Source organism: Moraxella lacunata (assembly GCF_900453205.1).
Lineage (GTDB): Bacteria > Pseudomonadota > Gammaproteobacteria > Pseudomonadales > Moraxellaceae > Moraxella > Moraxella lacunata_B.
Genome location: NZ_UGQU01000003.1, coordinates 494,261 through 506,171, shown reverse-complemented (window position 1 = coordinate 506,171; position 11,911 = coordinate 494,261). Strand labels below are relative to the sequence as shown.

Sequence of the window (11,911 nt, the reverse complement as noted above, 5' to 3'; positions counted from 1 at the left end):
ATTAAGGCTGTCCTGCCGTCCACTCTATCACTTCATCTAACACATCATGGGCGTGGGTGTTGTTACCTGCTCCATCGGCATTAATGATGGCGACCACCACATACATCTTGCCTGATTGCCCCATGACATAACCTGCAATGCTTGCGACGTTGTTTAGTCTGCCAGTCTTAATAAAGGCACGTCCTATAGCAGGGCTATGGGGACGGCGTTTGGCAAAGGTTGCCATCGTGCCTGTCTGCCCCACAATCGGCAAAGACGCTTTAAACGCCTCAAATGTCGGCTTGGTCTGACTAAATGCCAGAAGCTCACCCAACGCCCTAGGGGCAAGCACACAATCTCGGCACAGTCCTGACGCTCGGCTCATGATGGGGGCAGGCGTGGTAAGATGTTGTTGCCACCATGTATTTATCAGGGCAAAACTTTTGGGGTAATCACTGGTTTTTTGACCCATCATCAGGGGCAAAGACAGAGCCACCTGCTCGGTCATGACGTTATTGGAGTATTGGTTAATCTGATAAATCTGCTCAGATAAAGGTTTGGACGCAAAGGACAGCAAAGGCGATAACGTTCGCCCTGCCCCATCATAAGGCTGTCGCAACCTAACCTGCCCAACAAAGTCCTTATCAAGGGCTTGCCATGCACCTTTGACCGCTTTGGTAATAAACGCTTCGCTGTCAGCAAAGGTTAGCCACTCACTCGCCTGCCCACACCCCACACCCACTTGCCCTGTAATGGTCAAAGTATCGGCAGATAAGCCAAATTTTGGCTTGGTGCGACATGACTGGATATCGCCCTGCATCATGGTCGGTGCGTGAAAATCCGCCAATTTTGGCAATACCTGTACCGCAACCGCACCATCTGTCGGACTAAACTGCACTGTCTCTGGCGACTGCCCAAATTGCCAATTTCCCGATGGTATCATACTTACTTCAAGCGTACCAAAATTTATCAAAAAGGCATTGGGCTGAGCGTTATAGGCTCGCAGTCCCTGCCCGTCAAAAGCATTAACATCTTGGGCAACATTGACAAAGCCAGTATTATCCACAATGATGTCACCCTTAATGTGACGCACGCCCCGAGCCGTCAGCTGTGAAAACATGGCACTAAGGCGGTCATGAGTCAGTGATGGGTCGCCACTGCCTTTGATGATGAGATTACCATATAAAGTATCGCCAACCACCACGCCATCGGTGTATAGCCGTGTCTGCCAACGATAATCCGCCCCCATCATATCCAAAGCGATGGCAGTCGTAATGAGCTTTTGGGTGGACGCTGGGGTGCGTGGTGTATCCGCCAGATGACTGATGAGCGGTGCCGACCCATCGTTTGCCATCACCCAAATACTGATGTCATCGCTTGATAATCCGCTTTTGCTAAGCTTGTCACTGATGGCAGATGGCAGACTGGTCGATGTCTGTAAGTTGGCAGGAGTAGCAGGCTGTGTATTGGCAAATGCAGGTAACGCACAAAGCACGCTAAGACTTAGTGTGCTAATGATAAGTGAATAAGATATAGTCATGGCAGGCATGGATTAAGCAAAAAACTTATCCAACCCCTCTTGGATACCACTACTAATCACACCCTTAAACGGCTTTGCCAAAAAGTTCAAATCCGCCTCAAAAATGACCTTATCACTGTCCAAAAACGCACGTCCGTCCACGCCCGACTTAGTGATACTCACGGTGTCGCTGTCCGCTCCTTCTTGGTAGGTCGCCTCAAAATCAAACTCTTGTTTTGCCTCTTCTAGCCATGCTTTGGCTTTGGTGCGAGCAGTGACAAGGTCAAAGTTATGACGTTTTTCAATACGTAAATCAGACATGATATTCTCTTTTTTAAATAATAAATGCTAAATGGTAAATGACAAGTTAAGTTTTTGGCAAGGTGACGCCCGTTTGCCCTTGATATTTACCGCCCCTATCTTTATAGGAAGTTTCGCAGACTTCATCAGACTGGAAAAACAGCATTTGAGCCACGCCTTCGCCAGCATAGATACGGGCAGGTAGATTGGTGGTGTTACTAAATTCTAAGGTAACATGCCCTTCCCACTCAGGTTCTAAGGGCGTGACATTGACGATAATGCCACAGCGAGCATAGGTGGATTTGCCCAGACAAATGGTCAGCACATCACGGGGGATTTTAAAATACTCCACCGTGCGAGCTAGGGCAAATGAGTTGGGCGGAATGATACACTCATCGCCAACAATATCAATAAAACTTTTCTCATCAAAGTTCTTAGGGTCAACGATGGCAGAATGCACGTTGGTAAACACCTTAAATTCATTAGCACAGCGGACATCATAACCATAGCTTGACGTGCCGTAGCTTACGATTTTCTCGCCATCGCTATTATGGCGGACTTGGTTAGGCTCAAACGGGGCAATCATCTCATGTTCGGTCGCCATTTGGCGAATCCAGCGGTCTGACTTAATCGACATGTTATTCTCTTATGATATAGGACAAAACATTATAGCAAAATTCTTGGCTTTTTTAAACACACGAAAAAAAACCGCCAAATGACGGTTTTCTTGCCACACTTTTACAGTCAATCATTCATGGTAATAGTCATTTAACTTAGCAAACACCACAAAAAGCAGTCCATAACACACCACACTGGTCACGAACAATATCAGCAGATTGGTTAAAGTTCGCTCGTTATTGATGATGTTTGACAAAAAACCAAATGCCGATACATTGCCCCAAAACAGGTAGTTTATGAGTAACTGTATGACAAATCCCACCGCACAAACCCCGTGCGTGATGGCGGTTGCCTTTGTGGAATGAATGACAATAAAATAAACACCAATGGCAAATACGATAAGATAGACAATAAACGACACTAAATAAATCATGGAAACACTCCAATCCAATCAACTTTATGCCTGCAATAAAACCCTACAAATATTAGGGTTTTATTTTAAAACAACCATCAATCTCATGTCAAGATAAAATCATCATTCTTGATAATAATCATAAGCCTTGATGAGCATCACAAACAATGCCGAATAGCAAAAGATACTAATAAGGCACAGCACCATCAAATTAAAGGCACTGCGGTCATGGTCAAGATGAGCCAGTGATTCAAACGCCCCCAAATGCCCAAGCCCAACATAATTAATCAAAATCTGTGTACAAAACCCGATAAACACCAAAATACCCACCCACCGCTCGGCACGGTCTGGCATTTTTTTGATGAACGCCATGCCAAGGGCAAAAATCAGTGCATACCACACCACCGATACTGCATAAATCATAAGAATCTCCCCGTGTAAACACAAATTGATTTAAAATGAATGATTTATATGTATCGCTATTGTAACACAATTTTTGGGTGTTGGTTATGGATATTTTTTAAACAAGTGTTTGCCCATGGCATTCTCCCGACCTTTATAACACCATTTGCCATTTAGAAATATTTTACAAATAAATCAACCACTTTTGCATGAAAAATAGATTGGTTTTTCAGGCTTTACCAATCCCACCATTATTTTGGCTAAAATCTCACAAAAATCAATTCCTTATCCAAAATTTTCCCCATTTTGCCAAAAAAGTCCTGCCAAGACACAAAAATTATGCTAAAATGGCACGCCATCAAACACATGATATAGTGATTTTATTTTAAAATAACACCATATTTAGATAACAAGACCCAGCCTTCCCTTTATTTATAAAAATCAATCATCAGAGAGTATCATGCAGTATTCTATCTTTCCCCAAACCAAAAATGACCCCCTAAAAGAACCCATGTTTTTTGGGCAAGCGGTGAACGTCTCTCGCTATGACCAACAGCGTCATCCTGTGTTTGAACAACTCATTGAAAAACAGTTGTCGTTTTTTTGGCGACCCGAAGAGATAGACGTCAGCCGTGATAGGATTGATTTTGGTGAATTATCCGCTCCTGCTCAGCACATTTTTTTGTCTAACCTAAAATACCAAACCTTGCTTGACAGCATTCAAGGACGTAGCCCTAATGCGGTGCTATTGCCCATTGTGTCCTTGCCAGAGCTTGAGACATGGATTGAGACGTGGTCATTTAGTGAGACCATTCATAGCCGTAGTTATACGCATATCATTCGCAACATCGTCAATGACCCGAGCGTGATTTTTGATGACATTATGGATAACGAGCATATCCTTGCTCGTGCCAAAGACATCGCCGTGTATTATGATGATTTGTATGAAGCCAGTCAGCTGTATAACTTGACAGGCAAGGGCGATTTGCGTGAGCTTAAAAAGAAGCTGTACCTATGTATCGTGGCGGTCAATGTCCTAGAAGCCATTCGTTTTTATGTGTCGTTCGCTTGCTCATTTGCCTTTGCCGAAAATAAGGTTATGGAAGGTAACGCCAAAATCATCAAGATGATTGCCCGTGATGAAGCCTTGCACCTAAACGGCACACAGCATATCATCAATCTCATGCGACACGGTCAAGATGACCCCGAGATGGTCGAGATTGCCAAAGAATGCCAAGATGAAGCGATTGAGATTTTCCGTGTCGCCGCCGAACAAGAAAAAGACTGGGCAAGCTATCTGTTCAAAGACGGCTCAATCATCGGACTAAACCGTGATATCCTGTGCCAGTATGTTGAATATATCACCAACACCCGCATGTTGGCGATTGGTCTGCCTGCCATTTTTGACACCAAATCCAACCCCATTCCTTGGATAAATGCGTGGCTATCATCGGACAACGTGCAAGTCGCCCCCCAAGAAACCGAAATCACCACTTATCTGGTCGGTCAGATTGATAGTGATTTGGACGGGGTGGATTTGGACGATTTTGAACTCTAATCACAAAAGTATCAATCATGCCGTGGATTTTTACAGACGAAATGCGGTTTTATCTGCATGAAGGCGAGAGCTTGCTTGATGGCATGTTACGCACCGAGCACAAAGACGTGCGTTATATGTGTCGTCAGGGCTTTTGTGGGGCGTGTAAAATGCGTGTCAAAGGAGCAACAGACGCCCCCAAAGCCAAACAAATCCCACTGGCACACCTAGATGATGAAGTGCTGGCGTGCTGTTGCGTGCCGACAGGGACGATGGTGGTCAGCTATGATACGGACAAACCAAACAAATCATGGCAACATCAGCGTACAGATGGGGCTTGGCATTTACAAAAAACATCTATCATTAGCCGTCAGATTTTTTATAAAATAGACGGATGATGTGATCATGTGCTTTTGCTTAGGGCGTACCTACCTTTTGTATTTGCAATGAAAATGCCTGTTTAAAAAAGCAGGGGAATCGCCCGTTTTTCAAGGAAAAAACAAAGGCTGTGAGTTTTCTATCAGGCAAATTTTTGACTTCGAGCCACAATCCGACCACTTAATTCTAAAAAATTAAGTAAAAATCTTAAAAATCTACACAGTTAAGTGGTCGGATAGCCATTTTTCATGCAAAAACATTATTTTCTTTCTATAAACACCCTAAAATGTAGATTGTGTTATAAAGGTTCAAAACGCCCTATGACCCTAACCCATTTTCCTATCAATAAAAAAACCCTGCTCATCGGTGCCATTGCTCTTAGTCTGACGGTCGGCGGTATTGTTTTATCGGGCAGTCTGTCGGGCAATCTATCTCGAAACCAAAAGTCCGCCAAAGACTCTGTTAATACCGAATCGTCAGCAGACGTGGCAAGCATGGTTATCGCCCCTGCCACAGCAAGTGTGGACAACCCTGATATTCAAAACAACAAAGAAACAACGCAAGCGGTAAGTTATGTCGCCTTGGCTGATGCCACGCTTGATGTCGCCCAAAAACAAGACATCTCACGCCAAATCAAGAACTTAGAACACACAGGCAGTACATCGGGTGGTGTATTGACCCATGAGTTCAAATCCGCCACGCATGCCAAAATGTCTTATCGCTTTGGGCGAAAACAGCCCCTTGCCTTTGAAATGGTAAAAATCAAAGATGCTTTGCCGTTAGGCTTTGTGCTGACAGGGCGAGCGTATGAAGGGGTGCTTGGCAAGACGGGTTTTGATGGGGTGTATCGCCTATTTGAACACCCTAGCACCAAAGCACGCCTTGAAATCACCGAAACCCACATTCATCCCGACAAGCCCTTAACACTCATCAAAGAGCTGTACCGTGAAGACATGAACGGCACGCCCCTAAGGTTTGAGCAACTTATCGATAAAAAGGGTGATGTCTATTATCATGGCGAGTTCGTGGCGGGCGACCGTTATGTTAGCATGACCAGTCGTGGCATGAATCTGCCTGAGTTTATGACGGTGGTGGACATGATGCTCACACAAGCCAAAGCGGTGCAAAAGCGGTTGTAATTTTGCCGTTTGCATTTACCTCCTTAACCACACTACATCTTAGCACCACAATCAAACCCGTCACGAATGGACTGTTCATGCTCATAAAGTAGGGGCAGTACCGTGCCAACGACCCACGCCTGCCGATAGCCTTGCAAGCCCCCCGATAAGGCGTGCGTGTCATCAATGGGCAGACCTTGATAGACGTGATACATAAGCTCATTAATCCAACGCCCTTTTAGCAATAGATTACTAGGAATGTTTAGCAGGCGAGCTTGGGCGTCGGTGGCTTCGTCTAGGGCATGGCGAAAAGGCTTGGCTTTGCTGGTATAAACGGGGATTTTGACAGGCATGTCCGCTTGGGGCAGGGCTTTGGCTTCTTTGATGACACGGATTATCTCAGCACCATAACGGCGTAGGGCGGAGCGGTTTAGGGTGGTGTGTGCCAAATCTTTCATGTTGGTCGGCAGGATCTCAATAATCTCACGTAGCGGCTGTTTGCCAATGATAAAACTGCGTGGCTCGTTCACTGCCCGAGCCAGTGACTCTCGCCACATGGTCAAGCTCCGCAGTACTGCCAGTTGCTGTCTGGTATAGGTCGGGGCGACATGGTCAAGATAGAGCTTATCATCGCTTAGGTGCTGAGTGTCGTACAGCTCTTTGGCGTAGAGCTTACTGTCTTCATTGACATAGTCCAGCACCTGCTTATCACTAAGTGCCTGCACAACCGCCTGATGTAGGGCGAGCAGATAACGCACGTCATTGACCGCGTACAGTTCTTGCTCGGGCGTGAGCGGTCTGGCAAGCCAGTTGGACTGACTCTCGCCTTTATCTAGTGCCACGCCCAGAATCTCACTGACCGCTTGGCTATAACCCACTTGCAATTTGCCAGTCAGGTACGCCACGCCAATTTGTACATCAAAGACATTGGTTAAGGGCGGATTATTGGCAAGCAGATAAAATATCCCCAAATCTTCTCCGCACGCATACCATACCATGCTCGGCACTTCGCACAGGGCTTGCCAAAACTCGGTCAAATCAAGACGTGGGGCGTCTACAAGGTATATCCCTTTGCCGGTATTGACCTGCACCAATGCCAATATCGGATAATAAGTATCACGTTTGATAAACTCAGTATCCAAGGCGACCACATCCACGCTGTCTATCTCGTCAATCAGCTCATACAACTCATCATCTGTCCGCACCCATTGGGTCGGCAAATCAAGCAGGGCGTGCTGTTCATCATCGCTAAGATGAGCGTGGGGAAAGCTAAAATTGGCAGGGTTTTTTAAATCAGTCATTGTAGGTCTATATGTCAAAAATTCCCCTAATTTTACACCAAAATCAGAGAAATGTGTGTAATTTGATGGGTGGTTTGTTGGGTTGGCTGATTTTATGGCGTTTATTTTTGGTTTTAATATTAACAATTTGGGCGTATCATGTTAAGATAGACAGTGTGACTTTATAACTTAGCCAAAACAAAAGGAAAACGACAATGTTAATCGAATTTACCAAAATGCATGGTTTGGGCAATGACTTTATGGTGATTGACCTAGTGACACAGCGGATGAATCTAACAAGTGAGCTGGTGCGACTGCTTGCTGACCGCCATTTGGGCGTAGGTTTTGACCAACTGCTTATCGTTGAGCCACCGTCTCGTCCTGATGTGGATTTTAAATATCGTATTTTTAATGCCGATGGACAGGAAGTGGCACAGTGTGGAAATGGGGCAAGATGTTTTGCGTCCTTTGTACAGGCTCGTAAACTCTCCTTTAAACAGCGTTTGCGTGTGGAGACGGCAAGCGGAGTCATCACGCTGACCACCGACCGTTATGGCTGGGTGCAGGTGGACATGGGTAAACCCAAATTTGAGCCTGCCGAGATTCCTTTTGCTCCCCAAGCCATCACCAAAGTGGGCAATTCCTACCGCCTAAATGTCGATGGCGAGCCTGTTCAGCTCTACCTTGCCAACATGGGCAATCCCCATGCGGTCATTTTGGTGGATGATGTATTGACTGCCGATGTGGCACGTCTGGGCAGGCTCATCGAGAGTCATGAAGCATTCCCCGAGCGTGTCAATGTCGGTTTTGTCCAAATTGTTAATCAACGTCATGTCCGCTTGCGTGTCTATGAACGTGGTGTGGGCGAGACGCAGGCGTGTGGCACAGGTGCATGTGCGGCGGTCGCTGTGGGCGTGCGTGAAGGTTGGATTGATGAAGGGGTGGATGTGCGAGTTCAGCTCTATGGCGGCAGCCTTGCCGTGCGTTATCAAGAAGGCTACTCGGTGATGATGACAGGACTGACATCCTTTGTCTATGAAGGGGTGTTTAGTCCTGACGGACTGGCAGCACAGGCAGGGATTAACCTAACACCAACCGAAGATTATGACGCTTAAATCAGTTATTTGCCAAATTAAGCCCTTGCTATTGCAGGGGTTTTTGTTAAACTGGGTTTTGGCTGACATCCACCATTGGTATGTCATGTTTATAAAAATACCATTAATTTTTAGCACACCCCAAGCTCAGGCACATCAAGCCCCTGCTTGGCATAAAATGTCGCCACAAATTCATCAAACGTCTCATTTTCTAGGCTTTCACGAATGCCTTTCATGAGATTTTGATAATAACGCAAATTATGAATGGTATTTAGCTGGGCTGAGAGCATTTCGCCACATTTGTGTAAATGGTGCAAATAGGCACGGCTAAAATTTTGGCAAGTGTAGCAGTCGCACTCACTATCTAATGGGTTTTTGTCATGGCGATGAACGGCATTTTTTATCTTGACTGCCCCTGTACTGGTAAACAGATGTCCATTACGGGCGTTACGGGTCGGCATGACACAGTCAAACATATCTACGCCCCGTCTTACCGCTTCCACGATGTCGGACGGTGTCCCCACGCCCATCAGATAGCGTGGCTTATCAGACGGCATACGGTTTGGCAGGTAGTTTAATACTTTTATCATCTCATCTTTTGGCTCGCCTACCGACAGTCCGCCAATGGCATAACCATCAAAGGGCATTTCGGTCAAAGCGGTCAAGGACTGCATACGCAAATCTTCGTACATACTGCCTTGCACGATACCGAACAGGGCGTTTTTGTTACCTAGTTTGTGATGTTCATCAAGACAGCGTTGCCCCCAGCGAAGCGATAATTCAAGCGATTTTTGGGCGTCGGTGTGCGTGGCAGGATAAGGCGTGCATTCGTCAAACTGCATGACGATGTCGGAGTTTAGGGAGTGTTGGATTTGCATGGAAATCTCAGGCGACAAAAACACCTTAGAGCCGTCCACAGGCGAACGAAAATGCACGCCTTCTTCGGTAATTTTTCTCATCGCACCAAGGCTAAACACCTGAAAACCGCCCGAATCGGTCAAAATCGGCTTATCCCAACCGATAAAATCATGTAATCCGCCAAACTCATCAATCACACTTGTGGTCGGACGTAGCCACAGATGAAAGGTGTTGCCCAAAATAATATCCGCCCCAATGGCGTGAATGTCTCGCGGGAGCATGCCCTTGACCGTGCCATACGTCCCCACAGGCATAAAGGCAGGCGTGGCGACATCGCCATGAGCTAGGTGTACCGTGCCGCGGCGGGCTCGGGTTTTTGTGTCGGTTTTATGTAGCGTGAATTTCATATCATCATCAAATAAAAAAGTGGCGTATTATAGCATATTTACCAATTTTAGCAAATTAGCCATATAATTGTTCTCGTATTTCAATTAACGTTTTTATTGCCAAATAATGCTCGGGGATTTCTGGTAAATCGCTTTGGTCAAATGCTAATTCCACGTCTTTTATTAACTCATCTGCCTTTTGTAATAAGTCATCATAATCAAATTGCCCTGATTTAATTGCCAAAAGCTCATCACGATTATCACGCTTGACAATTACCCTGCCAAATTTAGCAATATCTAAGGCGGTATATAACAGCCGAAAAGTGTGCATGATATTTTTGGCATCATAGCCTTTGCCGTGATTGGCGGTGGATTCATAACGTTCATGATTGCGTTTTTCTACCCATTCCCAATACTCTTTATAATCTTGGCAATATTTGCTATACCCCATTTGATTAAATGACAAATAAGCAATGGGCGATACATCTTTAGGGATAGAGCTTAATAACACCTCTTGACTATCATCATGAATAATCCCCCGATAATCGCCAATAAACATCGCATACATATGGCTGGCGTGGGGCATTTTGGATAAGCCGATTTGCGATTGGGTAAGATTATTTTTATTTAGCCAGCTTATCAAATCCACGCTTTTTTGATTGTCAAATACCACACAAAATTCCAATAGACTCTTTTTGTCTTTACTCATCGGATTGACAATTTTTTTATTTAAACCACGAGATTTTTTAATTTGGCTAAGGGCAAATCCTGCAAAGGTTTTTTGGCATAATTTTGAAATAAACCAATCAGGATTAAACTTATCCATAATGGGGTGTTTGTATAATACCTTATCGCTTGGCGTGGCAAGCAGTTCCATGATATTGGGATTATTTTGTAATAACAAATCCACAAACCGCCCCAGTTCATAATAGACCACGTCATTGGTTTGGTTACTCACCTGTGGTACATAATCATCGTGCAAACCATAATAATAAGGCTTGGGCAGATAAAACACGCCTTTAATATCAGTATCTGATGACGGCACACCTAATCCATAGGCACGACTGCCTGAGATACATTCTAATAAAATCAGATTATTGGCTTTTAGGTAATCAATGGTTATCATGGGGATTCTCGTTAATTTTATGTGATTTTTAATATAGAAGGACAAATTGCAATTTGACCTCTACAAATGTATTTTCAATCTGTCAATTTTTAACATATATAATTGATAAATTTATTTAAAAACAATTTTTCTAAACAAGTCATTTAACACACCAACATCGCCTTTTTGTTTTTTATCAAAAGTTAAATTTTTGGTTGTTTGCCAAAGATGTTGGGTAAATGTTTGCATGGATAGAGGCAGTTCATATAAATATTTTTCATCATGTGATTGTTTTAAATAAATAATATGATTTAATTCATTAACATCATCAGGATTTAACAAACCAAAAATTTCATTCATACACACAGGGGGCATGGTTTGGTATTCTTTTATCCATAGACTTGCAAGCAATGCACGAATCAGATAACACCATTTTTTAAGTTTTATAGGGCGTGATATGTCTAGCTCGCCATTTGCCTTTTTTGCCATGCCTTGATAATGATGATAGACTGCCTGGGGGTTAAAAAAGTCTGATTGGATAAGTTTAATCTCTTTAATAAATTCATCATCACTATGATAAATAATGGGCGAATTTAACCATTCAAAAATCACGGCATTGGATTTATGAATGTGTACCAACGCTTTTTTAATATCCCAACCGCCAATATCAAACGGCACGTCAAATAACTCATGACTGATAAATTCAAACGTGTCTTTGTCGTCATAAATTTGCAAATACCAATCAGGCGTATGATGATAAATGAGCCGTACATCAAAATCACTATCAAAACTGGCAAAACCCCATGCCCGACTACCGCTCTCTATGGCGTGTAGCGGTGTAGTGGCGTAGGCGTGGCAAGTGGTGTGTAGGGTGTGGGTGATTTGGGTGTGGTGGTCGGTATTTGTCATCATTCATCTCAAATAG

13 protein-coding genes are annotated in these 11,911 nt (G+C 44.3%); 4 read left to right on the top strand and 9 right to left on the bottom strand.

Features of this window, described 5'->3' with window-relative positions:
* Position 1 precedes the first annotated feature (1 nt).
* The 5 genes from dacB to DX073_RS11460 form a co-directional block, all read right to left on the bottom strand.
* Complete coding sequence (dacB, locus tag DX073_RS11480; RefSeq protein WP_181814438.1) at positions 2–1,519, bottom strand: D-alanyl-D-alanine carboxypeptidase/D-alanyl-D-alanine endopeptidase; 1,518 nt, start codon at positions 1,517–1,519, stop codon at positions 2–4.
* 12 nt (positions 1,520–1,531) lie between these two features.
* Entirely contained in the window at positions 1,532–1,819 is a 288-nt protein-coding gene (locus tag DX073_RS11475; protein WP_115008168.1) for a polyhydroxyalkanoic acid system family protein, read from the bottom strand.
* A gap of 46 nt (positions 1,820–1,865) precedes the next feature.
* Positions 1,866–2,435, bottom strand: coding sequence for a dCTP deaminase (gene dcd, locus DX073_RS11470; RefSeq protein WP_115008167.1), 570 nt, complete (start codon positions 2,433–2,435; stop codon positions 1,866–1,868).
* A gap of 111 nt (positions 2,436–2,546) precedes the next feature.
* Entirely contained in the window at positions 2,547–2,849 is a 303-nt protein-coding gene (locus DX073_RS11465; protein ID WP_029102257.1) for a hypothetical protein, read from the bottom strand.
* Between the two features lie 102 nt (positions 2,850–2,951).
* Positions 2,952–3,251, bottom strand: coding sequence for a hypothetical protein (locus DX073_RS11460; RefSeq protein WP_115008166.1), 300 nt, complete (start codon positions 3,249–3,251; stop codon positions 2,952–2,954).
* A gap of 439 nt (positions 3,252–3,690) precedes the next feature.
* Here DX073_RS11460 and nrdB point away from each other — a divergent pair, with 439 nt between their 5' ends.
* The 3 genes from nrdB (at position 3,691) to DX073_RS11440 (ending at position 6,284) form a co-directional block, all read left to right on the top strand.
* A complete protein-coding gene (gene nrdB / locus DX073_RS11450) occupies positions 3,691–4,788 on the top strand; it encodes a class Ia ribonucleoside-diphosphate reductase subunit beta (protein WP_115008164.1) in 1,098 nt (365 codons plus the stop codon).
* A gap of 17 nt (positions 4,789–4,805) precedes the next feature.
* Positions 4,806–5,165 carry a 2Fe-2S iron-sulfur cluster-binding protein gene (locus DX073_RS11445; protein ID WP_115008162.1) on the top strand — a complete coding sequence of 120 codons (360 nt, stop codon included), beginning with the start codon at positions 4,806–4,808 and terminating at the stop codon, positions 5,163–5,165.
* A gap of 300 nt (positions 5,166–5,465) precedes the next feature.
* On the top strand, positions 5,466–6,284 hold the full coding sequence (locus DX073_RS11440) for a hypothetical protein (protein ID WP_147279729.1): 819 nt from the start codon (positions 5,466–5,468) through the stop codon (positions 6,282–6,284).
* Positions 6,285–6,316: 32 nt separating this feature from the next.
* Here DX073_RS11440 and DX073_RS11435 read toward each other — a convergent pair whose 3' ends face one another.
* Positions 6,317–7,564 carry a ribonuclease D gene (locus DX073_RS11435; protein ID WP_115008160.1) on the bottom strand — a complete coding sequence of 416 codons (1,248 nt, stop codon included), beginning with the start codon at positions 7,562–7,564 and terminating at the stop codon, positions 6,317–6,319.
* A 194-nt stretch (positions 7,565–7,758) separates the two neighbouring features.
* Here DX073_RS11435 and dapF point away from each other — a divergent pair, with 194 nt between their 5' ends.
* Positions 7,759–8,658 carry a diaminopimelate epimerase gene (gene dapF / locus DX073_RS11430; protein WP_115008159.1) on the top strand — a complete coding sequence of 300 codons (900 nt, stop codon included), beginning with the start codon at positions 7,759–7,761 and terminating at the stop codon, positions 8,656–8,658.
* A 110-nt stretch (positions 8,659–8,768) separates the two neighbouring features.
* Here the strand turns inward: dapF and tgt are convergent, their stop codons facing one another.
* From tgt to DX073_RS11415, 3 genes are all read right to left on the bottom strand, one after another.
* Positions 8,769–9,902: a tRNA guanosine(34) transglycosylase Tgt gene (gene tgt / locus DX073_RS11425; protein WP_115008158.1), complete on the bottom strand. Its 1,134-nt coding sequence runs from the start codon at positions 9,900–9,902 to the stop codon at positions 8,769–8,771.
* 55 nt (positions 9,903–9,957) lie between these two features.
* Entirely contained in the window at positions 9,958–11,007 is a 1,050-nt protein-coding gene (locus tag DX073_RS11420; RefSeq protein ID WP_115008157.1) for a DNA polymerase beta superfamily protein, read from the bottom strand.
* A gap of 111 nt (positions 11,008–11,118) precedes the next feature.
* Entirely contained in the window at positions 11,119–11,898 is a 780-nt protein-coding gene (locus DX073_RS11415) for a nucleotidyltransferase domain-containing protein (RefSeq protein WP_115008156.1), read from the bottom strand.
* Between the last annotated feature and the right edge of the window lie 13 nt (positions 11,899–11,911).

Coding starts and splice junctions, on each gene's coding strand:
- dacB (WP_181814438.1), bottom strand. CDS start 1,519: ATGACTATATCTTATTCACTTATCATTAGCACACTAAGTCTTAGCGTG.
- DX073_RS11475 (WP_115008168.1), bottom strand. CDS start 1,819: ATGTCTGATTTACGTATTGAAAAACGTCATAACTTTGACCTTGTCACT.
- dcd (WP_115008167.1), bottom strand. CDS start 2,435: ATGTCGATTAAGTCAGACCGCTGGATTCGCCAAATGGCGACCGAACAT.
- DX073_RS11465 (WP_029102257.1), bottom strand. CDS start 2,849: ATGATTTATTTAGTGTCGTTTATTGTCTATCTTATCGTATTTGCCATT.
- DX073_RS11460 (WP_115008166.1), bottom strand. CDS start 3,251: ATGATTTATGCAGTATCGGTGGTGTGGTATGCACTGATTTTTGCCCTT.
- nrdB (WP_115008164.1), top strand. CDS start 3,691: ATGCAGTATTCTATCTTTCCCCAAACCAAAAATGACCCCCTAAAAGAA.
- DX073_RS11445 (WP_115008162.1), top strand. CDS start 4,806: ATGCCGTGGATTTTTACAGACGAAATGCGGTTTTATCTGCATGAAGGC.
- DX073_RS11440 (WP_147279729.1), top strand. CDS start 5,466: ATGACCCTAACCCATTTTCCTATCAATAAAAAAACCCTGCTCATCGGT.
- DX073_RS11435 (WP_115008160.1), bottom strand. CDS start 7,564: ATGACTGATTTAAAAAACCCTGCCAATTTTAGCTTTCCCCACGCTCAT.
- dapF (WP_115008159.1), top strand. CDS start 7,759: ATGTTAATCGAATTTACCAAAATGCATGGTTTGGGCAATGACTTTATG.
- tgt (WP_115008158.1), bottom strand. CDS start 9,902: ATGAAATTCACGCTACATAAAACCGACACAAAAACCCGAGCCCGCCGC.
- DX073_RS11420 (WP_115008157.1), bottom strand. CDS start 11,007: ATGATAACCATTGATTACCTAAAAGCCAATAATCTGATTTTATTAGAA.
- DX073_RS11415 (WP_115008156.1), bottom strand. CDS start 11,898: ATGATGACAAATACCGACCACCACACCCAAATCACCCACACCCTACAC.